General features: G+C 70.0%; 9 protein-coding genes. 6 read left to right on the top strand and 3 right to left on the bottom strand.

Annotated features, from left to right (window positions below; all coding sequences use genetic code 11):
* Window positions 1-84: 84 nt before the first annotated feature.
* The 3 genes from ACWF99_RS14535 to ACWF99_RS14525 all read left to right on the top strand — a co-directional run bounded on the left by ACWF99_RS14535 (window position 85) and on the right by ACWF99_RS14525 (window position 19,712).
* Complete coding sequence (locus ACWF99_RS14535) at window positions 85-17,037, top strand: amino acid adenylation domain-containing protein (RefSeq protein WP_452536220.1); 16,953 nt, start codon at window positions 85-87, stop codon at window positions 17,035-17,037.
* Window positions 17,038-17,305: 268 nt separating this feature from the next.
* Window positions 17,306-18,328, top strand: coding sequence for an alpha/beta hydrolase (locus ACWF99_RS14530; protein WP_378632461.1), 1,023 nt, complete (start codon window positions 17,306-17,308; stop codon window positions 18,326-18,328).
* Between the two features lie 145 nt (window positions 18,329-18,473).
* Complete coding sequence (locus ACWF99_RS14525; RefSeq protein WP_452536218.1) at window positions 18,474-19,712, top strand: TetR/AcrR family transcriptional regulator; 1,239 nt, start codon at window positions 18,474-18,476, stop codon at window positions 19,710-19,712.
* Between the two features lie 4 nt (window positions 19,713-19,716).
* Here ACWF99_RS14525 and ACWF99_RS14520 read toward each other — a convergent pair whose 3' ends face one another.
* Complete coding sequence (locus tag ACWF99_RS14520; RefSeq protein WP_452536215.1) at window positions 19,717-21,228, bottom strand: aldehyde dehydrogenase family protein; 1,512 nt, start codon at window positions 21,226-21,228, stop codon at window positions 19,717-19,719.
* 311 nt (window positions 21,229-21,539) lie between these two features.
* Here ACWF99_RS14520 and ACWF99_RS14515 point away from each other — a divergent pair, with 311 nt between their 5' ends.
* From ACWF99_RS14515 to ACWF99_RS14505, 3 genes are read left to right on the top strand one after another with little or no spacing between them, the layout of a single operon-like run.
* A complete protein-coding gene (locus ACWF99_RS14515; protein WP_378632144.1) occupies window positions 21,540-22,541 on the top strand; it encodes an ATP-binding cassette domain-containing protein in 1,002 nt (333 codons plus the stop codon).
* On the top strand, window positions 22,541-23,350 hold the full coding sequence (locus ACWF99_RS14510; protein WP_378632147.1) for an ABC transporter permease: 810 nt from the start codon (window positions 22,541-22,543) through the stop codon (window positions 23,348-23,350). Before ACWF99_RS14515 ends, ACWF99_RS14510 begins: the two co-directional genes overlap by 1 nt.
* Entirely contained in the window at window positions 23,347-24,192 is an 846-nt protein-coding gene (locus ACWF99_RS14505; protein WP_378632149.1) for an ABC transporter permease, read from the top strand. Before ACWF99_RS14510 ends, ACWF99_RS14505 begins: the two co-directional genes overlap by 4 nt.
* Before the next feature lie 58 nt (window positions 24,193-24,250).
* Here ACWF99_RS14505 and ACWF99_RS14500 read toward each other — a convergent pair whose 3' ends face one another.
* Both ACWF99_RS14500 and ACWF99_RS14495 read right to left on the bottom strand, forming a co-directional pair.
* Window positions 24,251-25,435 (bottom strand): lycopene cyclase family protein, encoded by a 1,185-nt coding sequence (locus ACWF99_RS14500; protein ID WP_452536212.1) that lies wholly within the window; start codon window positions 25,433-25,435, stop codon window positions 24,251-24,253.
* 79 nt (window positions 25,436-25,514) lie between these two features.
* The gene (locus ACWF99_RS14495; protein ID WP_452536210.1) at window positions 25,515-26,684 is read right to left on the bottom strand and encodes an ABC transporter permease; all 1,170 of its coding nucleotides are present in this window, start codon (window positions 26,682-26,684) and stop codon (window positions 25,515-25,517) included.
* Between the last annotated feature and the right edge of the window lie 44 nt (window positions 26,685-26,728).

Here is a 26,728-nt window from a genome sequence, read left to right as displayed (position 1 = left end):
GAGTGGCAGTGCGCGTCTGTATCGGTACGAGGTGTGCATGACCGGGCAACGGCAAGTCGACTCCGTCGATCGGACGGAACTGTCGTGACCCGGGCGAACCGGGCGTCCGGCGCCCGCGCCCGGCAGCGCGGGAAGTCGCTGCCGCAACTGCTGTCCGTGGCGGTGGAATCCAACCCCGGTGGGCTCGCGCTGTCGTGGGACGACGGCGTGTCCGCGCCGGTGCGCTGGACCTACGCCGAGCTCGACGAACGGTCCAACCGGCTGGCCCGGCTGCTGATCGCCCGCGGCGTCGGCCCCGAGGACGTGGTGGCCGTCGGTATTCCGCGTTCACCGGAATCGGTGCTGGCGATGTGGGCGGTGACCAAGACGGGCGCGGCGTTCCTGCCCGTCGACCCGAACTATCCACCTGCTCGGGTGAGTCACATGCTGGGCGATTCCGGTGCGGTGCTCGGGGTCGCGGTCGGCACGGCGATGGACCGGCTGCCCGGTGCGCTCGAGTGGTTGTGCCTCGATGACCAGGCCGTCCGGCGCGCTACCGACGACCAGCCCGGTGATCCGGTGACCTTCGCCGACCGGGTCCGTCCGCTGCGGCTCCAGCACCCCGCCTACATCGTGTACACCTCCGGTTCCACGGGTCTGCCCAAGGGCGTGGTGGTGACGCACGCCGGGCTGGCCGGGTACTGCGCCGAACAGCGCGCGCACTACGCGATCGAGCCGACCTCGCGCACGCTGCACTTCGCGTCGCCCTCGTTCGACGCGGCCGTGCTCGAACTGCTGATGGCGGTGGGCGCCGGAGCCGCCATGGTGCTCGTGCCCGCGAGCATTCTCGGCGGCGCCGAGCTGGCCGACGTGCTGCGTCGCGAAGCCGTCACGCACATGTTCATCACCACCGCCGCGCTGGCATCGCTGGATCCCGCGGGGCTCGACGCGCTGGCCGTGGTCACCACCGGTGGCGAGGCGTGCCCGCCGGACCTGATCCGGCGCTGGGCCACCGATACCCGCCGGTTCCACGACTGTTACGGGCCGACCGAGACCACCATCGTGACCAATATCAGCGCGCCGCTGGTGGTCGGCGACACGATGAACATCGGGGCGCCGCTGCGTGGGGTGACCGAGTACGTGCTCGACGAGCGCCTGGTCCGGGTGCCCGACGGGATGATCGGCGAGCTCTACATCGCCGGTCACGGGTTGGCGCGTGGCTATCACCGTCAGCCGGGTCTCACGGCGTCGCGCTTCGTCGCCGATCCCTTCGCCGGGGCCGAGGATCGGATGTACCGCACCGGCGACCTGGTGCGCCGCCGGGTGGACGGTGCGATCGAGTTCGTGGGACGCAACGACTTCCAGGTGAAGGTGCGTGGGTTCCGGATCGAACTGGGTGAGATCGACACCGTGCTCACCGCGCACGACACCGTCGACTTCGCGGTGACCGTGGGTCATGAACTCGACAACGGCACCACGATTCTCGCCGCGTACGTCCACGCCGCGCCCGGCGCGCGCATCGAGACCGAGCAGCTGTTCGAGCACGCCAAGGCCGGGCTGCCCGCGCACATGGTGCCGACCGCGCTGACCGTGCTCGACACCATTCCCCTGACTCCGGTCGGCAAACTCGATCGCACCGCCCTGCCCGTGCCCACCCTGCGTGCCGAGGAGTTCCGGGCGCCCTCGGGTGCGATGGAAGAGCTGGTGGCGCATGTCTTCACCGAATTGCTCGCACCCGAGAACCCGGTGGGCGCCGATGACGACTTCTTCGCCCTCGGCGGCAATTCGCTGCTCGCCACGCGAGCCGCCGCGCGCCTCGGAGCGGAGCTCTCGGCTCGGGTGCCCGCCGGCCACGTCTTCGAGAGTCCCACTGTCGCCGGTCTCGCCGCGCTGCTCGAACCGCTGAAGGGTGCGGGCGGCCACGCGCCCCTGGCACCGCGCGAACGCCCCGAGCTGATCCCGCTCTCGCCCGCGCAACAGCGGATGTGGTTCCTCAACCAGTTCGATCCGGGTTCGACCGCCGAGACGATCCCGTTCGCGCTGCGCCTGTCCGGACCGTTCGACGCGCGCGCCCTGCACGCGGCGCTGTCGGACCTGGTCGCCCGGCACGAATCCCTGCGCACCCTGTACCCGGTCCACACCGCCGAGGGGTACGAGGGAGGTGCCGACGGTGCGGTGGTGGACGGCGTCGGCCACCAGGTGGTGTTGCCGATGGCAGAAGCCGTACCCGATGTGCTGGTCGACTCGCTCACCGAGGACGAATTGCCGCTGTGGCTGGGCGAATTCGCCGCCACCGGGTTCGATGTCGCCGCCGGTGTGCCGTTCCGGGTGGCGCTGGCCGAACTCGGGCCGCACGATCACGTGCTCGCCGTGGCCTTGCACCACATCACCGCCGACGGCGCCTCGGTCGCACCGCTGCTGCGTGACCTGCTCGGCGCCTACCTCGCCCGCCGCAACCGATCGCGACCCCGATGGCAGCCGCTGCCGGTGCAGTACGTCGATTACACGCTGTGGCACCGCGAGCTCCTCGGCGCCGAAGACGACCCGGATTCGGTTGCCGCCGCCCAGATCTCGCACTGGCGCACGGCGCTGGCGGGACTGCCCGACCGACTCGACCTGCCGACCGATCGCCCACGCCCGCCCGTCTTCACCGGTCGCGGCGCCGAATTCGGGTTCCAGATCCCGGCGTCGGTGCACACGGCACTCGCCGCGCTCGCCCAGCGCAGCGGTGCCTCCGAATTCATGGTCGTCCACGCGGCCTTCGCGGTGCTGCTGGGCCGGCTCGCGCACACCGACGACATCGCCATCGGTACCCCGGTGGCCGGTCGCGGCGCCAGGGAACTCGACGACCTGATCGGCATGTTCGTCAACACGCTCGTCCTGCGCACGCACCTCGACCCGCGCGCGAGCTTCGCGGAGCTGCTGCGCGCGACCAAGCGCGCCGACCTCGCCGCTTTCGCCCATGCCGACCTGCCGTTCGAGCGCCTGGTAGAACTGCTCGATCCAGTTCGCTCGCAAGCCCATCACCCGCTGTTCCAGGTTGCCCTGTTCTTCCAGAATCTGGACCTGCCGAACCTGCGCCTGCCCGGCCTCGACGCCACCCCCGTCGAATTCGGCGGTGCGGTAGCGCGTTTCGACCTACAGCTCACGATCGTGCCGGGTGCGGATCCGACCGAGCCGATGGCCGCGTCGTTCAACTACGCCACCGATCTGTTCGATGCGGCCACCATCGAAATCCTGGCGGCCCGGTTCACCCGCCTGCTCGACGCGGTCGCCACCGACGCTGATCTCGCGATCGCCGAGATCGACCTGCTCACCGAGGTCGAGCGGGAGCAGAGCCTGGTGAGCTGGAACGAAACCCGGCATCCGGTGCCGCCGGAGCCGATGCTCGACGCGTATCGCCGTGCGGTGCAGACGCATCCGGATGCCACCGCGCTGGTCTACGAGGACACCGAGCTGACCTACCGGCAGTTCGACGAGCGCGTGAATGCCCTCGCCCGGCTGCTGATCGACCAGGGCGTCGGTCCCGAAAGCCTGGTCGGCCTGGCCATCCGGCGATCGCCCGACCTGGTGATCGGGATGTACGCGGTGCTCACCGCGGGTGGCGCCTACGTGCCGCTGGATCCCGGCCATCCGGCCGATCGCATCGCCTACATCCTCGACACCGCCCGCCCGGCCTGCGTGCTGAGCACCCGTGCCGACGCCGTCGAAGTCCCGCCCGGCACCTCACTGCTGTTGCTCGACGAGCTCGATGTCGCCGGCGTACCGGGTGATCCCGTCCTTCCGCCGGAGTTGCGCGCACCGCTGCACCCCGACCACCCGGCCTACGTCATCTTCACCTCGGGTTCCACGGGCAAGCCCAAGGGTGTCGCGATCTCGCACGCCGCCATCCACAACCAGCTCGTCTGGATGCTGGCGAAATACCCACTCGCACTGGGCGATGTGTACCTGCAGAAGACCGCGACCACCTTCGACGTGTCGCTGTGGGGCTACTTCATGCCGCTGCGGGTCGGCGCGAAACTGGTGCTGGCCACCCCGGACGGCCACCGCGACCCTGCCTATCTGATCGACCTGATCGGCAAGCACAAGGTCACCGTCACCGACTTCGTCCCGTCGATGCTCACGATGTTCGCCACCCAGGCGGCAGCTGTCGGTACGGACTCCGCGTCCGAAGGCAATGCCGACCTGGAGTCGCTGCGCGAGATCTTCGTCATCGGTGAGGCGCTGCCCGCGGAGACCGTCGACGCCATGGCCGCGGTCAGCTCGGCCAGGTTGCACAATCTGTACGGGCCGACCGAAGCCGCTGTTTCGGTGACGTACTGGCCGGCCCGCCCGGGTGAGCGCTCGGTGCCGATCGGCTTGCCGCAGTGGAACTCCCGCGTGTACGTTCTCGACGATCGGTTGCGGCCGGTGCCACCCGGTATCGCGGGCGAGCTCTATCTCGCCGGCGATCAGCTCGCGCGCGGGTATGTCGCGCGACCCGGTCTCACCGCCGATCGATTCGTCGCCGACCCCTTCGCCCCGGCATCCGGCATCGCCGCGGCGGGCGCTCGCATGTACCGCACCGGTGACCTGGTGGTGTGGCGTCGGCCCACGGCGAATGCCCCGCACCGGCTGGACTACCTGGGGCGCATCGACTTCCAGGTGAAATTCCGCGGACAGCGGATCGAACTCGGCGAGATCGAGACCGCGCTGCTCGCGCACGACTCCGTCAGCCAGGCAGTGGCATTGGTCGCGGCGACCGAGCTCGGTGACCAGTTGGTCGCCTACGTGGTGCCCGCGCCCGGCCACGCCGCCGAGCCCGACCGGCTCCAAGCCGCTGTCTCGAAGTCCTTGCCGGTCTACATGGTTCCGGCGTCGATCACCGTGCTCGACGAACTGCCGCTCAATCCCAGCGGCAAGCTCGACCGCAAGGCGCTGCCCGCGCCGAGCTTCACCACCCGTGCGTTCCGCGCGCCGAGCACCACGCAGGAGCGGCTCGTCGCCGATCTGTTCGGGGAAGTGCTCGGCCGCACCGACATCGGCGCCGACGACGACTTCTTCGTACTCGGTGGCAACTCGCTGATCGCCACCCGGCTGGTCGCCCGCCTCGGCGCCGCCACCGGTGGCCGCATCGCGGTGCGCACCCTCTTCGAAACCCCGACCGTCGCCGGGCTCGCGGCGGTGCTCGACCCCGGCGCGGCGGCGGAGCCGACCAGTGGCCTCGGCACCCTGCCCCGCCCCGACGAGCTACCGCTGTCGCCCGCCCAGCGCCGGATGTGGTTCCTCAACCGCTTCGACCAGGGCGTCGACGACGGAGCCGCCGCCTACAACCTGCCCTTCGCACTACGGCTGACCGGCGCCCTCGACGTCGCGGCCCTCACCACCGCGCTGCGCGACGTACTGGCCCGCCACGAGGTCCTGCGCACGGTCTACCCCGATACCGCCGACGGCCCGATTCAGCTGGTTCTCCCCGCTGACCAGGTCGACCTCGACGTCACTGCGCACCGGATCGGCGCCGGGCAGCCGACGGCAGGTGCGGCCGGATCCCCTGACTCCGCGAGCGCGCTGATCGCCGAGGTGACCGCGCTCGCGTCGACCGCGTTCGACGTGACCACCGAGGTTCCGTTGCGGGTCCGGCTGCTCGACATCACGGGGAGCGAACCCGACGCGCCCACGGAGTACGTGCTGGCCGTGGTGGTGCACCACATCGCCGCCGACGCCTCCTCGATGGCGCCGCTGGTGCGCGATGTGACCACCGCCTACCTCGCACGGGCCGCCGGACATGCCCCGGAGTGGGCAGCACTGCCGGTGCAGTACGCCGACTACGCGCTGTGGCAGCTGGATCGGCTGGGTGCCGAGGACGAGACGGATTCGGCGGCTGCCCGGCAGCTCTCGTTCTGGCGCTCCGAACTCGCCGACCTGCCGGATCTGCTCGAACTGCCCGCCGACTACCCGCGTCCCGCCGTCGCCTCCCTCGCGGGTGGACGGGTGCCGGTGCGCATCGACGCCGAGACGCACGCCGCCCTCGCGGCGCTCGCGCGCGACAGCGGCGCCACGGTGTTCATGGTGTTGCACACCGCTTTCGCCGTCCTGCTGGCCCGGCTGTCCGGTGCCGCGGACGTGGCGGTGGGCACTCCCGTCGCCGGACGCGGAGAGCGCGAACTCGACGAGCTGATCGGCATGTTCGTCAACACGGTCGTTCTGCGCACCCGCTACGACGGTGGCGCCACGTTCACCGAGCTGCTCGCCGCCCAGCGCACGAGCGATCTGGCCGCCTTCGCCGCGGCTGATGTTCCGTTCGAGCGACTGGTCGAGGTGCTCGATCCGCCGCGTTCCACCGCACGTCATCCGCTGTTCCAGGTCGGTCTGTCCTTCCAGAACATCGACCGTGCCGCACTGGAACTGCCCGGCCTGCGGATCGCGCCGGTGTCGGCGGAACTCGCTGTGTCGCAATTCGATCTGCATCTGATCGTCGGCGACGGTTACGACGCGAACGGGGCGCCCGCCGGCATCGAGGGTTTCTTCACCTACGCCACCGATCTCTTCGACGCCGCGACGGTGGCGGCCTTCGCCGACCGGCTGATGTTGCTGCTCGACGCGGTGGTGCGCGAGCCCGCCGTGGTGGTCGGTGATGTCGATCTGCGTACCGCCGAGGAACGCGCGACCGAAATCGTCAGTGGTGCTGCCGATCTCGCTGTGCCCGGCGGCACCCTCGCCGATCTGCCGTCGGTCGCCAGGCCCGAAGCTGTCGCACTCGTGGCCGATCTGCCCGAGGGTCGACTCGAACTCACCTACGCCGAGTTCGAATCACGGGTGAACAGGCTCGCGCGGCATCTGATCTCGATCGGGGTCGGCCCGGAGTCGCTGGTCGCGCTCGCGCTGCCACGGTCGATCGATCTCGTCGTCGCCATGTACGCGGTGACCAGGTCGGGCGGCGCGTACGTGCCGATCGACCCCGATCAGCCCGCCGACCGCACCGACTACATCCTGCACACCGCCGCGCCGATCTGCGTGCTCACCAACGGTTTCCGTACCGACGCCGCGCCGGTGGTGCGGGTAGACCACCCGGTGATCGCCTCCGCTGATCCCAGCCCGGTCACCGACGCCGACCGCCGCGCGCCGCTGCGGCCGGACAACACCGCCTACGTCATCTTCACCTCCGGCTCCACCGGCCGCCCCAAGGGCGTGGCGGTGCCACACGCGGCGGTGATCAACCAGTTGCAGTGGCTACGCGGTGAATTCGGCACGGACGCAGCCGATGTGTTCCTGCTGAAGACTCCCGCCACGTTCGACCTGTCCGTCTGGGAATTCTGGTCCGCCGCCGTCTGCGGTGGCCGCCTGGTGATCGCCGCCCCCGACGGGCACCGCGACCCCGCCTACCTGGACGCCCTGATCACCGACGCGGGCGTCACCACCCTGACGGCGGTGCCGTCGCTGCTCGACGCGCTGTCCGGGTACTGGGAGTCGTCCGCGCACGACGAGAACAACGGGCCGAGCCGGGTCGTGTCGTTGACCCGCATCCTCGCGATCGGCGAGTCCCTGCCCGCCGCGCTGGCCCAGCGCCTGCTGAAGACGCTGCCCGACACCAGGATCGACAACCTGTACGGCCCCACCGAGGCCGCCGTGTCGATCACCGACCACCGTGTCGGCCCCGCCGACGTGCTGACCGTGCCGATCGGCGCGCCCGAATGGAACAGCCGCGTCTACGTTCTCGACGAGCGCTTGCGGCCCGTAGCCCCCGGCATCAGAGGCGAGCTGTATCTCGGCGGCGTCCAGCTGGCTCGCGGTTACCTGCGCAAAGCGGCCCAGACCGCCGACCGCTTCGTCGCCGATCCTTTCGAGCCCGGTGCTCGCATGTACCGCACCGGTGACCTGGTCGCGCGCACCCCGCTGACCGAGGTGCCGGACAGCCTGATCCCAGCCGGTCGCGCCACTGCGGGACGCGGTGCGGGCGGTGGGCTGATCTACCTGGGCCGCAGCGACTTCCAGGTGAAGATCCGCGGATTCCGGGTGGAGCCCGGCGAGGTGGAAGCTGTGCTGCTCGGGCTGCCCGCGGTGACCCAGGCCGCGGTGCTCGCCCGGACCGACGCCCATTTCGGTGATCGACTGGTCGCCTATGTGGTCGGCGCGGATATCGATGTCGCACAGCTGAAGTCCGCGCTGGGGGACAAGCTGCCGATCTATCTGGTGCCCGACGCTTTCGTCGTCCTCGGGGAACTGCCGTACACCGTCAACGGCAAGCTGGATCGAAAGGCGTTGCCCGCGCCGGTCTTCGAAGCCGCCACCTTCCGCGCCCCGGCGACCCCGACCGAACAGGTGGTCGCCGAGGTCTACGGCGAGATCCTCGGCGTCGCCTCCGTCGGCGCCGACGACGACTTCTTCGCCCTCGGCGGCAACTCGCTGCTCGCCACCAGGGCGGCGGCCCGGATCGGGACGGCGCTCGATCGCGCGGTCGGCGTCCGATTGCTGTTCGAAGCGCCGACGGTGGCCGATCTCGCCCTGCGCGTGCACCGGTCGGACGAGGCCACCGCACCACGGCTGCTCCCCGGGCCGCGCCCGCAGCGGGTGCCGCTGTCGCTGGCACAGCAGCGGATGTGGCTGCTCAACCGGCTCGACCCCGACGCGACCGTCTACAACATCCCGGCCGCGATCCGCCTCACCGGTGCCCTCGACCTGGCAGCCCTCGGCCTTGCCGTCGCCGATCTGTTCGCCCGGCACGAGGTGCTGCGCACCCGCTACCCGGCGCGCGGGGACACGGCGGTCCAGGATGTGCTCGCGCCCGACGCGGTGCGCGTCGACCTGACCCCGGTCGAGGTCGCCCCCGACCATCTCACCGACGAGGTGCGCCGGATCGTCGCCACCGGGTTCGACGTCACCGCCGAGCCGCCGGTCCGCGTGCGGCTGCTGCGCCTCGGCGCCGACGATCACGTCCTGGTGTTCGTCGCCCACCACATCAGCGCCGACGGTTTCTCGATGGGGCCGCTCACCCGCGACCTGGTCCTCGCCTATACCGCGCGCACGGCAGGCTCGCCGCCCGCGTGGTCGCCGCTGCCCCTGCAATACGCCGATTACGCGGTGTGGCAACGCGACTCACTCGGCGACGAAGCCGACCCCACCTCCACGGCCGCCGCCCAGCTGGCCTACTGGCACGACGAGCTCGCCGGCCTGCCCGAGGAGATCGCGCTCCCCGCCGACCGTCCGCGCCCGGCGGTGCAGTCCTTCGCGGGCGCCACCAGCACCTTCGAGATCGACGCCGCACTGCACGCCGAGCTCGCCGGACTGGCCCGCGCGCAGGGCGTCACGGTGTTCATGGTCGTGCAGGCCGCGCTCGCGGTGCTGCTCGCCCGGCTCAGCGGCACCGGCGACGTCGCCATCGGGACCCCGATCGCGGGCCGTGGCGCCCGTGAGCTCGACGATCTGGTCGGCATGTTCGTCAACACCCTGGTGCTGCGCAGCCGGATCACCGAGAGCGATCCGTTCACCGCGCTGCTCGCGCGGACTCGCGACACCGACCTGCGCGCCTTCGCCCACGCCGACGTCCCGTTCGAGCGGGTGGTCGATGCGCTCCAACCCGCACGGTCGGCGGGCAGACACCCGCTGTTCCAGGTGGCGCTGTCGTTCGAGAACCTCGCCCCGGTCGCCTTCGAACTGCCGGGAATCACGGTCGGCGCGCTCGACGCCCGCACCGCCGAGGCCAAGTTCGACCTGTTGCTCACCGTGCGTGAGCAGCAGGACAACGGCGGCATGCACGCCGAATTCGCCTACGCGACAGACCTGTTCGATGCCGAGACCGTGCGGAGCTTCGGTGCGCGCTTCGTCCGTCTGCTCGCCGCCGTGGCCGCCGACCCCGATCTCGCCGTCGGTGATATCGACCTGCTCGACCCCGCCGAATTCCTCGCGAACATCACCTTCGCCGGCCCGGCGGCCGAGCCGGAACGCACCCTCGCCCAGCTGATGGACGAGGCGGTGCGCGCCGATCCGACCGGCATCGCCCTGCGCGGTGACGGGCGCGGATTCACCTACACCGAGCTCGATGCCGCCGCCAACCAGCTGGCGCGCGGTCTGATCGCCCGTGGCGCCGGACCGGAAGTCGCTGTCGCCGTGGCGATTCGGCGCTCGGTCGAATCGGTGCTCGCGGTCTGGGCGATCGCGCGCACCGGCGCGGTGATCGTCCCGATCGACCCCGGCTACCCGGCCGAGCGGATCAGCCACATGGTCACCGACTCGGGCGCGGTCTTCGGCATCACCCTCGCCGCCGAACTCGCCGGGTTGCCCACGCTGCCCGGCGACGGCGGCTGGGTGGCGCTCGACGATCGGGCGTTCACCGCCGAGATCGCCGGCTGTGCCACCGTGGGCCTGCGCGAGATCGAACTGCTCACCCCGCCGAGCACCGGCAACGCCGCGTACATGATCTACACCTCCGGTTCGACCGGACTGCCCAAGGGCGTCGTTGTCACCCATGCCGGGCTCGCCAACTTCTGCGCCGAGCAGAAACAGCGCTACCGCCTCGACTCCGCCACGCGCGCACTGGCTTTCGCCTCCCCGTCGTTCGACGCGTCGGTGCTGGAGCTGCTGCTCGCCATCGGCGGCGCGGGCACCCTGGTGGTCGCTCCGGCCGGATCCGTCGGCGGCACCGAGCTCGCCGAGCTGATCCGCACGGAGGGCGTCACCCACACCTTCCTGACCCCCTCGGTGCTGGCCACCCTCGACCCCGACGGCGTTCCCGGTCTGCGCGTCCTGATCGTCGGTGGCGAGCACGTACCCGCCGACCTGGCCGCCCGCTGGAACACGCTGCCCCAGCGGCACTTCCACAACGGGTACGGTCCCACCGAGACCACCGTCATGACCGCCATCAGCGACCCGCTGCAGCCGGGCGATCCCGTTCACATGGGCGGCCCGATCCGCGGCATCCGCGCCCTGGTCCTCGACGAACGCCTTCGTCCGGTCCCCGAAGGCGTCACCGGCGAGCTCTACCTCGGCGGCATCCAACTCGCCCGCGGCTACCACCAGCGCCCCGCTCTCACGGCAGCGCGCTTCATCGCCGACCCGTTCGGCCCCGAGGGCGCCCGCCTCTACCGCACCGGCGACCTCGTTCGTCGACGTGGCGATGTCCTGGAGTTCCAGGGCCGCAACGACTTCCAGGTCAAGATCCGTGGACTGCGCATCGAGCTCGGCGAGATCGACGCCGTGCTGGCCGCCGCACCCGGAGTCTCCTGGGTCGCCACGCTCGGCCGCGACAACGGCGCCGGCTCGACGATGCTGGTGTCCTACGTCCTGGCCGACGAGGGCCGAGCGCTCGATACCGCCGAACTCACCGCGCTCGCCGCGCAGGTGCTGCCCGACTACATGGTGCCCGCCGCGATCATCGTCCTCGACGAGATTCCGCTGACCCCCGTGGGCAAGCTGGATCGGCGCGCGCTGCCGGACCCGCTTGCCGCTCGCGGCGAATACCGCCCGCCCCGTACCGCCGCCGAGAAGACCATCGCCCGGGTCGTCGCCGATGTCCTCGGCCACGACCGGGTCGGTCTCGACGACGACTTCTTCGCTCTCGGCGGCGACAGCATCACCGCCATCCAGGTCGTGTCGCGGGCCTCGGCCGCCGGAGTGGTCCTGCGCCCGCGCGACCTGTTCGACGCGCGCACCGTCGCCGCGCTCGCCGGACGCGCCGACGTCGCCGTCGCACCGAGTGCGCCGTCGGCCACGCTCCCGCTCACCGCCACCGCCGCCCAGCTCACCGAAGCGGGCGAGGCCGCGGTCGAACCCCGCGCGGTACTGCTCGAAGTACCGGCGGACTGCCCGGACGAGGCCGTCGCGGCCGCCGCGGCCGCGGTGATGAACCAGCACCCGATGCTGTGGGCGCTGCTCGACCGCACCGGCGACACCCCGGTGCTGCGCATCCCGCCGCCCGACGAACGCATCGGCGGCGCCTTCCGCAGGCTCGACAACGAAGACGGTGAGTCCTCGCTGCCCGTCGACGACATCGTGGCCGCGGCCTCGGCAGCGCTCGATCCGGACGAGGGTCGCAATATCCACTTCGTCCTCACCGGCGACGCCGGTAGCTCGGCCACCCTGGTCGTTGTCGCCAATGCCCTCGTGCTGGACGAGAATTCGTGGCGCGCGGTGGTCGACCAGCTGACCACGGCCTGGAGCCGCGGCCGCCACGCCGCACCCGCCGCACCCGATGCCGGACTCGGCGACCTGGTACGCCATCTCGCGGAATACCCCTCCACCGCCGCCGCGCGGGCCGAACGCGCCTACTGGCATCGCGCGATCCGGTCCAGGGCAGGCGAATCCGCCGATCTGCACCTGCGCAACCGGGTCTCGCTGAGCATCACCGGCGAGGGCACCACCGCGGTGCGCACCGTCGCCGACGCCTACCGCGCCACCGTCGACGAGGTGCTGCTCACCGCCGTCGCGCTGGCCCTGCACACGGCCGCCGACACCGCCGCGGCACGGGCGATCGGCACGGTGGTGCGGCTGCGCGCCGACCAGCGCCTGCTCGGCCGGCCCGATGCGGAGAACGTCGTCGGCGGGTTCACCACCGACTACCCGCTCGCGCTGCGCCTGGACGGCATCGACGTCGCCGACGCGCTCGTCGGCGGTCCCGCCGCGGGAACGGCCCTGGCCCAGATCAAGGAACTGCGCCGCGCGGTTCCGGCCCGCGGTGCCGGTTTCGGCCTGCTCCGCTACCTCGACACCGAGACCGCCGACAGCGTGCGCACACTGGATCGCGGCCGATTCGCCGTCCGTCTGCGCGACCTGCGCCCCGCGCGCGTGCACACCGATGTGGCCGCCGACGACCTCGCCCTGGTGCTCACGGTCGACGCGACCGATGACGGCTTGGTCGCCCGATTCGACTACGCCACCGCCGTACTCACCGCGGACGCGGTCAAGACCTTCGCCGAACACTGGATCCGCGCGCTCGGCGGACTCGCCGAACACGGATTGCAGCCCGGCGCGGGCGGATTCACGCCGTCGGACTTCCCGCTGGTGCGACTCGGTCAAACCGAGCTGACGCGTCTGGTCCGCCGCTATCCGCTGCTCAGCGACGTGTGGCCGGTGACGCCGCTGCAATCGGGCATGCTGTTCCACGCGCTGCTCGCCGAGAACTCGGTCGACCCCTACATCACCCAGTTCGTTCTCGACCTCGATCTGTCCGTGGACGACGAGAAACTGCACGAGGCGGCACAGGCCGTGCTCGACCGGCACGACAACCTGCGCGTCGCGTTCGCCACCGATGCCGCGGGCACCCCGCTACAGGTGGTGCTCGACGACATCGACGTGCCGTGGCAGGTCATCGACACAGTGCTCGATGGCGCCCCTCCCGAGGGCCCTGCGCGCTCCGGTGCCGCCTCCGGGCCCGCCGGTCGGGGCGCGGAAGACGCCGTCTACCAGCGCATCCGCGCCGCCGATCTGGCCGCGCACTTCGACATGGCCACCGCGCCGCTGCTGCGGTTCACGCTGGTGCGCACCGCCGAGACCGCGCACCTGCTCGTCACCAGCCACCACATCCTGATCGACGGCTGGTCGACCCCGCTGCTGCTACAGGAACTGCTCACCGCGTATGTGGTCGGCGGTCGGAGCAGGCGCCTGCCCAAGGTCGCGCCCTACCGCGACTACCTGGCCTGGCTCATCGACCAGGATCTCGAGGCCGCCAGGACGGCATGGCGTACCGCGCTCACCGGCCTGGCCGAGCCCACTCCGCTCGCACCCGTCGATCAGGGCCGCGAGATCGCCACGGGCACAGGAGAAACCGGGTTCGCGCTCTCCCCGGCGGACACCGCCGCGCTGAGCGAGCTGGCCGCGAGCCTGGGCGTCACGGTGAACACCGTGGTCCAGGCGGCGTGGGGCCTGCTCATCGCACGGCTGGTGGATCGCGACGACGTGGTGTTCGGCGCCACCGTCTCGGGCAGGCCGGCCGAGCTCGACGGCGTGGAACGGATGGTCGGGCTGTTCCTCAACGCGATTCCCGTTCGCGTGCGGTTGCGTCCCGGCGATACCGTCGCCGAGCTGCTGCGCACACTGCAGGACGAGCAAGCCGCGCTGCTCGATCACCACTATCTGGGACTCGGTGAGATCCAGGAGATCGCGGGCATCGACGCGCTGTTCGACTCGCTCGTCGTCTTCGAGTCCTTCCCGGTCGACCGAGAAGGGCTGGCACAGGCCGCGTCCGGATCGGCCGCCGTCACCGGGATGGACGCCGCCAACGGCACCCACTACCCGCTCACCGTGCAGGTGGTCGCCGACGGGCAGCTCCGGGTCTCGGTGAAGTACCTGCGCGATGTGTTCGGCGAGGACACCGCCAACGCGCTGGCGCAACGCTTTTCGATGCTGCTGGCGAGGTTCGTCGCGAGCCCGCAGGCCAGGATCGCCGAGATCGATGTGCTGCTCGCGGAGGAACGCGCGACCCTGGCGGCCGTCAACGCCACCGACGCGCCCGAACTGCTCGACGAGGCGACCCTGCTGTCGCTGTTCGACGCGCAGGTCAGGCGCACGCCGCAGGCCACCGCACTGATCGACGGTGAAACCACCTATACCTACGCGGAATTCGACGAACGCGTGCGCGAACTCGCCGGTTTCCTCCGTGCGCAAGGCGCCCGGCCCGAGACGCTCGTCGCGGTCGCGATGCGGCGCGGCATCGACCTGGTGACCGCGATCTACGCGGTGCTGCGGACCGGTGCGGCGTACGTACCGGTCGACCCGGACCACCCGGCCGAACGGACCGAACGGGTGCTGGCTTCGGCCGCGCCGATCTGCGTGCTCGCCACGGCCGGTTTCACCACCGCCTCCGACATTCCCGTCATCGAGCTGGGCACTGTCAGTGGCGAAGCGGCGGAGCTCGAGCTGCCGAAGGCCGACAATCTCGCCTACGTCATCCACACCTCCGGGTCCACCGGCACGCCCAAGGGCGTCATGCTGACGCACCGGCAGCTGGTCAACCAGTTCCGCTGGGCGCAGCGCACCTACCCGCACGGCCCCGGCGACGTGGTCCTGCACAAGACCCCGGTCACCTTCGACATCTCCACCTGGGAGTTGCTGTGGCCGTTGCAGACCGGTGCCACGGTGGTGATCGCCGCCCCCGACGGTCACCGCGACCCGGCCTACCTGGCCGAGGTGATCACCGAACGCGCCGTCACCACCGTGCATTTCGTGCCGTCGATGCTGGATGCCTTCCTCGCCGACCGTGACACGGGTGAATTCCCCTCGCTGCGACGGGTGTTCGCGGCGGGCGAGGCGCTGACGTCCTCGACCGCCCGCCGGTGCGCCCAGGTGCTGCCCGCGGCGACACTGGTCAACTGGTACGGCCCCGCCGAAGCCGCCGTGGTGACCGCGGCGCAGGTAGAAGCTGGTCCCGCCGTGGGTATCTCGATCGGCATACCGGTCGCCAACACGCGCGTCCACGTGCTCGATCGGCAACTGCGACCCGTCCCGCTCGGTACCGCGGGGGAGCTGTACCTGGAAGGGGTGCAGCTGGCCCGCGGCTACCTCGGCGCGCCCACCCTCACGGCCGAACGCTTCGTCGCCCATCCCGGCGGCGGCAGGCTCTACCGCACCGGCGACGTCGTGCGCTGGACCACCGACGAGAGCCTGGAATACCTGGGCCGCAGCGACTTCCAGGTGAAGCTGCGCGGGCAGCGCATCGAGCTCGGTGAGGTCGAGGCGGTCCTGCGCGATCATCACAGTGTCCGGCATGCCGCCGTCGCGCTCGTCCACGGCCCGACGGGAGACCGCCTGGTCGGCTACGTGGTGCCGGTCGAACCGCCGGTCGAGGAAGCTCCCGCGTCGGCTCGACCGGAGGGCTATTCGATCGAAAGTGGCACCACTACCGCCGGTTTCGATCAAGTCGCCTTGCTCACCCACGCCAGGGCGGCGCTCCCGTCGTACATGGTTCCGGCGACCGTGGTGATCCTGAGTTCGCTGCCGCTCAACGCCAGCGGCAAGCTCGACCGCAAGGCCCTGCCCGTCCCCGCCTTCACCACTCGCGCCTACCGCCCGCCGACCACGCCGTTGCAGCGTGCCGTCGCCGAGGTCTACGCGGAGGTGCTCGGCGCGGGCAAGGTCGGTCTCGACGACGACTTCTTCGAACTCGGCGGCAACTCCCTGATCGCCACCAAGGCGATCAGCCGCCTGCGCACCAGGGTGGGCGCCGAGGTGCGGGTGCAGTGGTTCTTCACCGACGCCACTGTCGCCGCGCTGGCCGAACGGATCGACGCCACCCAGTCCGCCGGCGGCGATCGCGACCTCACCTCCGACCTCGAATCCGACGACGCCCTCGGCGTCCTGCTGGCCATCCGCAACCGGGTGCCGCACGGCACGGAGGCGGGCGGCGCGCTGTTCTGCATCCACCCGATGTACGGGCTGTCCTGGTGCTACGCCGGGCTGGCGCAGTACATTCCGGCGCGGCGGCCGATCTTCGGGCTCCAGTCGCCCGCGCTGAGCGAGGCGGGCTACCTGCCGGGCACGCTCGCCGAGATGGCGCGCCGCTACGCCGCCGAGATCAGGACCCAGCAGCCGCACGGCCCGTACCGGCTGATGGGCTGGTCGCTGGGCGGTGTGCTCGCCCACGCCGTAGCCACCGAACTCCAGGCGGCGGGGGAGCAGGTGTCGCTGCTGGCGATGCTGGATTCGCATCCCGACATCGATGTCCCCGATTTCCACACGGCCGTCCGCGACGCGCTCGCCGAACTCGGCGTCGACATCAGCACGGCGCTGCCCGCCGCGGGGGTGCGCGAACTCAGCGAGGACGCACTGGCCGCGCTGCACGCGATCATTCCCGCCAACATGGCCGTACTCACCCCCGAACGGGTGCGCCGGATCTATCGCAGCGCGGTGCGCTCGGCCGAGCTCATCGCCGAACACCGGCCCGCGGTGTTCCGCGGCAGGCTCGAGTACTTCAGCGCGCTCGGACACGAGGCGGCGGCGGCCAATTGGGCCCCGTATGTCGACGGCGCGGTGCGCGATCGGCCGGTCGCGGTGGTGCATGATCAGATGACCTCGCCGCAGGCACTGGCGGAGATCGGTCCGCGATTGGCGGAGCTGCTCGACGCCGGCGACCGCGCGGCCGGGGCGCGGTGACACAAACGCTGGTGCGCGGTGACACAAACGCTGGTGCGTGGCGACATGAACGCTGGGGCGCAATGACATCAGCGGTGCCGGTGAGGCATGATGTGACCGCGCTGCTGTAACGATTACCCCTGTTGTAACCACCGGATAACCCGTAGGGTCTGGCTGGTTGCAACTTCGTGCCCTGTCGGAGCACGGACCGAATCGGAATTCGAGACGAAGCGAAGGTGCGAAATTGATGCGTCGGCACACCCGGCGTCGTGGCTCCCGGGCCGCGGCGATGATCGCGGCAACGGCAGTGGCGGCGGGACTGATGTCCGGCATCGGTACGAGCCCGGCATCAGCTGACCCGATCATCGATTCCAAGAGCCTGCTCGCCAACCCGGTCTCCGAGGACGGCTCCAAGATCGTCAAGGCCGAAGTGAAGGACTCGCGCAGTCTGCGACTGCACGTGTACTCCGCGGCCATGGACCAGAACATCATCGTCGACGTGCAGCGCCCCGCCGACGCCTCGGTCCCGCGCCCCACCCTGTACCTGCTCAACGGTGCGGGCGGTGGCGAGGATTCGGCGTCGTGGGTGGCCAAGACCGACGCGCTCGAATTCCTCAGCGACAAGAACGTCAACGTCATCCAGCCGATCGGTGGCGCCTGGAGCTACTACACCGACTGGATCCACGACGACCCGGTCGTGGGCCGCAACAAGTGGAAGACCTTCTTCACCGAGGAACTGCCCCCGCTGGTCGACGGCGCGCTGGGCACCAACGGTGTGAACGCCATCGCGGGTCTGTCCACCTCAGGCACCACCGTGCTCGCGCTGCCGATCGCCAAGCCCGGCCTGTACAAGGCGGCCGCGGCGTACAGCGGTTGCGCGCAGACCTCCGATCCGGTCGGTTCGGAATTCGTGAAGGTCACGGTCGAGACCTGGGGCGGCGGTGACACCATGAACATGTGGGGTCCGCAGGGCTCGGAGGAATGGGTCAAGAACGACCCGTACGTGAATGCCGAAGGGTTGCGCGGCGTCGATCTCTACATCTCCACCGGCAACGGCCTGCCCGGCCCGTACGACACCCTCGACGGTCCGTACGCGCTGCCCGGCGCCTACGGTCTGGCCAACCAGATCGTCATCGGTGGCGTGATCGAGGCGGGCACCAACTACTGCACGCACAACCTGGCCAACCGGCTCAACGAGCTGGGTATCCCGGCGACCTTCAACTTCCGCCCCAACGGCACCCACTCGTGGGGCTACTGGAAGGACGAGCTGAAGCTGTCGTGGCCGACCCTGGCCCGCGGGCTCGGCCTGTAGACACCGGTTTCTCCCGAACCGCCCCGATAGCGAGCGCGTCGCTGCCGGGGCGGTCCCATTTCCTCGACCTGCCCTCGACGTTTGCGAATTGTGGTTAACTTAGGTTGACTGGACCAACCCGGTCCGCGCAACGGAAAGTGAGTGCATGGTCGCCGATCGCAGTGAGGCCGAACAGGCCCGCGAGCCGACGACCGCACCTGCCCGTGTCGTGCGCCGCAGGCCGAAGGACCGCAAGATGCAGATCATGCGGGCCGCCGCCCGTGCGTTCAGCGCGCGCGGCTACTACCCGGTCGGCGTGGACGAGATCGCCGCCGAGGTCGGCATCTCCGGACCCGCGCTGTACCGCCACTTCGCCAACAAGTACGCGCTGCTCGTCGCCGCCGCCGAGGAGGGTGCTCGGGGTTTGCGCGATGTCGCGGCAGCGGCCGACGACCCGTCGCTGAGCCCGGAAGCCAGGCTCGACGCGGTGCTCACCGCCGTCGCCGAACGCAATATCGACATCCGGCGCGAGGCCGGCCTCTACCGCTGGGAACGCCGCTACCTCGAACCCGACGACCGGGTGCGCATCCGCGCGTTCTATCGCGAACTCGAGGCGAACGTCGCCGCGCGGATCGCCGACGTCCGGCCGGAGGCGAGCGCCGACGACCGCATCCTGCTCGCCGTCGGCGCGCTGAGTTCGCTGGCCAGCATCGCCGCGCACCGCACCACCCTCTCGCACGGCCGCATGCTCGCGGTACAGCTCGAGATGGCCTGGGCGATTGTGCGCGCCGAGCTGCCGCCGACCCCCGCCGCGGCCGAGCCCGACAAGCAGCCCCGTGGCCTGCCGGTCACCTCGAAACGTGAACAGCTGCTCACCGAAGCGATCCGGATCTTCGGCCGCAACGGGTATCACGAATCCGGCATCGAGGAGATCGGCGCCGCCGTCGGCATCAACGCCTCCAGCGTGTACCGCCACTTCGACAGCAAGGCCGACCTGCTCGCGGCCGCTTTTCATCGCACCGCCGACCGGCTCGCGGTCGCGATCGGCGAGGCGCTGGCCGAGAGCGAGAACCGGGCCGACGCCGCCCGCCGCATCGCCGATCAGCACGCGCGCCTCACCTTCGCGACGCCCGAGATCGCGCCCGTCTACTACGCGGAGTTCAGCAACCTCCCGCAGGCCGAACAGCACCGTCTGCGCGCCATCCAGCGGCAGAACATCCTCGAGTGGGCCAACCTGCTCGACGGCGACCCGATCGAAGCCCGCTTCCGGGTGCACGCCGCGGTCGGCCAGATCATCGATGTCGGCCGGCTGCTGCGTTTCGACTCGCGGCCCGAACAGCTTGCCCGCCTTGCCGCGCTGACCGGCGCGGTGCTGCTCGGCAGCGGCTCGGCGGACGGGAACTAGCCGCTCAGCCGCGGCCGTGACGTAAACGGAACAGGGCTTTCGCCGTCTGCAAGTGCCCTGGCCTGCGGTCGAAGGTCGACAGCCGGATCGGGGCCCGATAGCGCCTGCGCGCGATCGACATCGTGCGGCTGTATTCGTACAGCCCGTGCTGACCGTGGCTGTGTCCCTGGCCGTATTCGCCGACACCGCCGAACGGCAGGGCCGGGATGCCGGTGAACGCGGTCGACGAATTCACCGTCACCACACCCACTTTCAGCTGTTCGGCGATGAGCTCCGCGCTGGGGATATCGAGGGTGAAGATGGTGACGGCGATGCCGTTGCCCGCCGCGTTCACCCGGGTGACCGCGTCGGCCAGGTCGGCGACCCGGTTCACCACGAGCACCGGGCCGATTCCCTCGCCGGTGATCGCGATGCTCTCCTCGGGAACCTCGGCCAGCACGATCGGCTCCACGTACGGGTCGCGGAACGAATCGAGCCCGCCGAGCACCGCGTGCCCGCCGTGGGCGAGCGCGTCACGGACCTGTCTGCGCACCACGTCGACCTGGGTGGCGTTGATCATCGGCCCGTAGGAGGCGCGGTTGTCGGCGCCGGGACGCAGCTTCGCCGCTCGCTCGGCCACCCTGGCCAGGAAGTCGTCGAACACCGAATCGGCGACATAACAGCGCTGGATGCCCGAGGAGTTCTGCCCGGCATTGGCCATCGCCCCGAACACCGCGGCCTCCGCGGCCGCGTCGAGCACCGCGTCGACGTGCACGATCATGCTGCCCTTGCCGCTGTTCTCCACCACCACCGGCGTCAGCGTCTGGGCGCACAGCGCGATCACCTCGCGTCCGCGCGCTTCGGGCCCGGCGTAGGCGATCTTGTCCACCTCGGCCTTGCACAGGGCGGTAGCGGTCCGCGAATTTCCGGTAACCGCTTGCAGTACGGGTTGTTCGGGCGAGACCGCGGCCCAGCTGTCGGCCAGCCAGGTGCCGACACCGGTACTGAGTTCGTGCGGGTTGAACACCACCGTGTTGCCCGCGGCCATGGCGTAGGCGATCGAACCCATCGGCGTGAACACCGGGTTGTTCCACGCGCCGAGCACGCCGATCACCCCCAGCGGCAGGTAGCCGACGGAGGCGTGCTGATTGCGGGTGAACCAGCCGGTGGACAGGCGCTTTCGGCCCAGTGTGCGCTCGGCGTTGCGGGCGGCCCAGTCCAGATTCTCCACCGCCAGCATCACTTCCAGAGTGGCGTCGGCCTCCGGTTTGCCGGTCTCGCTGCGCAGGAGTTCCACCAACTCGCCTGCGTTCCTGGCGATCTCGCGACGCCAGTCGAGGAGCAGGTGCTTGCGCTCACTGAACTCCAGTTCCCCCCACCAGTTCTGGGTGGCGCGTGCGGTGCGCACGACACGGGTGACCTCGGCCGTGCCCTGCACGGGATACTGCGCGAGCTGTTCACCGGTGCGCGGATCGAATGCCGTGAGCACATCGGATCGACCGGCGGGCGCGGCGGCGGTAGAAGCCGACTCGACCATGGTCACCTCCCCAAGATCGAACACGCCCGCACGCGGGCCGGTGAGACGAGTGTTTCCCCGCTGTCAGCGTATGGGCGCGCGGCCCGGCCGACAAGGTTCCCGCACTGCCCTTGCACTGCCCAGGTGAGCAACACCACAGCGCGCCGTGGGAAGCGCCCGGCAAACCGGGCGCATCAACGCAGACGGGGCCCGGAAAACCGCCGGACCGGTAACATCGCGCCGAACGGTATGGATCACTTACCGGGAAGAATTTATTCCGCGTGCGCTCGTCTCTTCCAGGGCCGTGCGCACCGGCCGATGGTGGAGAGTTGATGCCGAGTTCGATCTCAGGGGATTCGCCCGCAGGTGGCGTCGCGTCGAGCGACAGTGAACCCGCGGTGCTGGTGTCCGACGTGCGCAAGTCGTTCGGCGATGTGCACGCTTTGCAGGGCATCAGTTTCCAGGCCGACAAGGCCAGTGTGCTGGGCATTCTCGGACCCAACGGCGCGGGCAAGACCACCATGGTCAAGGTCCTGTCGACCCTGCTCCGTCCCGACTCCGGCACCGCCGTCGTCGCGGGGCACGACGTGCTCACCGACGCCGCGGGCGTGCGCCGCTCGATCATGATGACCGGCCAGTACGCCGCGCTCGACGAGAACCTGACCGGCCGGGAGAACCTCGAGCTGTTCGGTCGCCTGATGGGCCTGACCAAGTCGGCCGCCCGCAAGCGCGCCGAAGTGCTGCTCGAGGAATTCGACTTGGTGAGCGCGGGCAAGCGGGCCGTGCGCAACTACTCCGGCGGCATGCGCCGTCGCGTCGACATCGCCTGCGGGCTGGTGGTGCGGCCCGAGGTGGTGTTCCTCGACGAGCCGACCACCGGCCTCGACCCGCGCAGCCGCCAGGGCGTGTGGGATCTGGTGACCGCGCTCAAGAACCAGGGCATCACGGTGCTGCTGACCACGCAGTACCTCGAAGAGGCCGACGTGCTCAGCGACAACATCATCGTCATCGACAAGGGCACCGTCATCGCCGAGGGCACCGCCGACGAACTCAAAGCCAAGACCGGCGGCAGCTTCTGCGAGATCGTGCCGCTCGACCCGAGCCGCGTCCCGCAGACCGTCAAGGCCCTCGGTGACCTGGTACCGGCCGCTGTCGCCGCCGAGACCGACGGCGCCGACAAGGTGTCCATCCCCGCCCCCGACGGCGCCGCCACCCTGGCCGAGGCACTGCGCAGGCTCGACGCCGCGGGCATCGACCTGGCCGACATCGCGCTGCGCAGGCCCTCGCTCGACGATGTGTTCCTGTCGATCACCGGCCACTCGGGCGGCCACTAGTGAGCGTGTCCACCCCCGCGGCGAGCAGCCTGTTCGCCGAGCTTCCCGCTGTGCGCCCGAGCAGTTTCGCGCAATGGCGCGCGCTGACCGGGCGCATCGTGCACACCATGGCCACCAAGGGCGAGCTGATCGTCGCGGTGCTCACCCCGCTGGTGGTGACCGTGGCCTTCTACCTGCCGTTGCGGTACGTGATGAAGGTCCAGGGCATCGATTACGCCCAGTACGTGATGCCGATCGTCGTGCTGCAGACGATGGCCATGACGATGATGTCGAACGCCCAGCTCGCGGCGTTCGAAGCGCTCACCGGATTGAGTACCCGTCTGCAAACCATGCCGATCGGTTCGCTGGTTCCGCTGATGTCGCGTATCTGCGCGGGTCTGGTGCGATCGGTCGTCTCCCTGATCGCGACCGTCGGGTACGGCTATGTGATCGGGTTCCGGTTCACCGGCGGCTGGTTGCAGGCGCTCGCGTTCTGCGGATTCGCGCTGACCGTCGGCGTGGTACTCACGCTCGGCGCCGACGCGCTCGGCAGCCTCACCAAGAACCCGGAGGCGCTCAGCCAGGCCCTCACGCTGCCGATTCTGATCTTCGGCATGATGTCGACCGGTTTCGTGCCCGAGGCCAGCTTCCCGTCGTGGGTGCGGCCGTTCGCGCGCAACCAGCCGATTTCCCAGTTCGCCCAGACGCTCAGCGATATGGCCGCGGGTCATCTGAGCTGGGCAGGCACATGGGTCTCGCTGGCGTGGCTCGGCGGACTGGCTGTTTTCTTCCTCCCACTGGCTGTGTGGGCGAGTGTGAGGCGATCATGACGACAATCGAGAAGGCCTCTGTCGAGGAGGCCGCGGCCGACCTCCCGGTGGTGCACACCAAGCCGGAGGGTTCGGTGTCGGTGTGGTTCACCCACAGCCTGATCCAGACCAAGCGTCTGCTGATGGTGTGGTTGCGCGACCCGTCGACGACCATCCAGACCATCGCCTACCCGGCGGTGACCCTGCTGATGTTCCGGATCGTGCTCGGTGACTCGATCACCGCGGCCACCGGCGCCCCCAGCATCTACGGCCAGGCCGCGCTGCTCACCTTGGTCGCGGCCATGACCGGTGCGGTGGTGAGTGCCCTCGGGTTCAAGCGCGAGAAGGCTTCGGGGCTGCTCAGCCGGTTCTACACGATGCCGCTCAACAAGGCCTCGCTGCTGACCGGCCGGCTGCTGGCCGAGATGCTGCGCATCCTGCTCACCACGCTGATCGTGCTGCTCGTCGCGGTGCCGCTCGGGTTCCTGTTCATGGAGGACCCGTTCGCCAATATCGCGCTGGTCCTGGTTCCGGTGCTCTTCGGCATCGGGTTCGCGGTGATGGTGACCGCGCTGGCCACGATCACCGAGGGCGTGATGCTGATCAGCCTCATCGGCATCCTCAACACGCTGCTGATGTTCTTCAACACCGGCTTCGTCCCGGTCTTCGCCTACCCGACCTGGTTGCAGGACGTGGTCGCCAATCAGCCGATGAGCTGCGCCATCGATGCGATGAAGGGCCTGTCCTACGGTGGGCCGGTCGCTGAACCGCTGCTGAAGACCGTCGCCTGGACGGTCGGCATGGTCGCGGTCTTCGCCTACCCGGCGATCGTCGGCTACAAGAAGGCCGCCGAGTCGTCCTGAGACCCGGACCACCTCGCTTCTGATCGCCGCCACGAACGTCGTGGCGGCGATCAGTGCGTTACCGGCTGGGGGAGTCGGCGTCGGCGGGAGTGAAGGGGTAGTCGAGCCAGCGGTCGCGGTTGGTCCAGCCGACGAGGTCGTAGCGCCAGCGGAACGGCCAGGTGTGGGCCACGGTGTTGAACAGCACGGCGCCGAGGGCGGTGTAGTCGTCGTGGGCCGAGAGCAGGGCCCGCTGACCGCGTTCGGATTCGGTGAAGAAGGCGTCGAACATGGCGATCGACTGATCGGTGGTGAGCCGGCCCAGACCCCACAGACCACGCATGCGCATCCAGTAGACGGCCCTGGCCTGCCACGGCCAGAGGGCTCCGATCGGGTCCTCACCTCGCTGGACCGCGGCGACGGCGGTGTCGGCCAGCGCGAGAGAGTCGGCCACGCTGTAGCCGGTGCACGGGTGCATCATCCCGCCGCGCGAGCCGAACGGCACCGCGATCGCCGTGCCCTTCTTCGGGGGCCGCTGATCCAGGGGATAGTGGGCAGCTTCGTGCGGTTCGTCGCCGGTGAGCTGGATACCGTGTGCCGCGAGTCTGTTCAGCGTGCGCTTGCGTAACTCGTGCTGCGGCATCCCGCCACGTAACCCGAGGCTCGTCTCCTCGAAGATCACCGTCCCGTCCCCGAGCGGTACCGCGTAGAGGAACGACGGCGGCTCGTCCGGGCCCGCCCCGTTCTCCGGCCGCCAATCCAGCAGCAGCCCCTCACCTTCGGCGACAATCGGTGCCGCGGTCTCCGCGTCCACGAAGATCCCGTGCGCCGAGGCGGCCCTGCGCTTGCCCAACGTCGGCAGCCCCCGGGTATCGAACACCGCCCCCGCCGAGATCACCGTCCCGTCCGCGAGTTCCACCTCGTGCGCGTCCACCCGGCGCGCCCGATCCGCGAAGACGGTCGCGTCGTCCAAGGCCAACGCGGCGTGCAGCCCAGCCTTGGAGAGCACGCAATACGGCCGCTCGATCCGATGCTTGCCCTTGGTCCACACTGTCGGCGCCGCGATGCGCTGCGCGATCGCACTCGCGGGCAGCCACTGCGGCAGCTCGTCGATCCAGCAGGAGAAGGTCGGCGGGAACAGCCGCTCCGGCCGCGGATCCACCGCGGCCACCCGCAACCCGGCCACCGCGGCCCGATGCGCCAGCCCCCGCCCGGCCGGCCCCAGCCCGACCACACAGATATCGAATTCCCGCACAACACTCACGTCCGCATTCAATCGGCCCCACCCATCGCCACGCAAGCATCAGTGACCCGGTCGTCACACCGCCTCGACGCCGCGATTCCTAGTCCTCCAAGGCCAGGGCCTGGCGCATGGTCAGGCGAGCTTGGGTCTGCATCAGCGAGCGGCGGTAGATCTTCTCGGCGACGACGACGATCCCGTAGGTGGCGATCGCCATCAGGGCGAGGGCGATGAAGGGTTCCCACCAGGCGGCGGTGCCGTCGGCCAGGCGGGCGGGCATGGCGACGATGGACATGATCGGGATATAGGAGCCGATGACACGGGCGGTGCCGGTGAGGAAGATGCCCGCGAACAGCACGATCATGATGAGCAACCCGAGCGGAGTCGAGGTGGACTGGAGGTCTTCGCTGCGAGTGGCGAGCGCGCCCGCGACGGCCCACAGGCTCGCCAAGGCGAGGAAGCCGACGAGGAAGAAGACGATGAACCAGCCCGCGGCCCCGGCGATCTGGCCCAGCTGAGCACCCTTGCCGGTCGCCGCCAACCCGACCAACCCCGCCCCGACGAACAGAGCCAACTGCGCGAACGCCAGTGCCGCGTTGCCCACGACCTTGCCGATCAGCAACTGCCGCAACGGCATCGCACTGGCCAGGATCTCCACGATGCGGTTCTGCTTCTCCTCGACCACACTCTGCGCGATGGACATGCCGAACAGCACCGACGCCAGATAGAAGAGGAACGCGAAGACGAACGAGACGATCTTGGCCAGGCCCGGGTCGATCGAGCCCTTCTCGAGCAGGTCGTAGCTCACGGTCGCACCGCGGGCCAGCTCGTCGAGCGAGACGCCGGCGGCGGCGGCATTGCGCTGCAACGCGATCTGCTGTGCGGCGGCGGTGATGTAGGTGGTGGCGTTGTCGTCCTCGGCGGTCTTGCCGATCAGCTGCCATCCGCTGGATTCGGCGGGGACCAGGCCCACGTCGACCTCGTCCTCGCGGACCAACTGCTCGACCGCGGCCCGGTCGGCGACGGGTCGCGCGATGAAGCTGGTGTCGGTTCCCGCGTTCGAGGCCAGGGTGTTCGCCGTGTCGAGCACGACCGAGGTGTCCGAACCGGCGATCGCCACGTCGATCTTGTCGGGCCTGCTGCTGAGAAACCCGGTGAGAACCAGCGACGCGACGATCACCACGAGCGTCACCACCGTCGAGATGACGAAGTTGCGGTCACGCAGCTTCACCGCGATCTCCCTCGCGGCAACGATCCGCCACACGCCGCTCATGCTGCATCTTCTCGGCATGAGCGGGCGCCTTCCGTGGCCACGCG

This window comes from Nocardia sp. NPDC055002 (assembly GCF_053608825.1).
The sequence above is the reverse complement of the archived record's forward strand: the minus strand, read 5'-3'. Positions and strand labels throughout refer to the sequence as shown.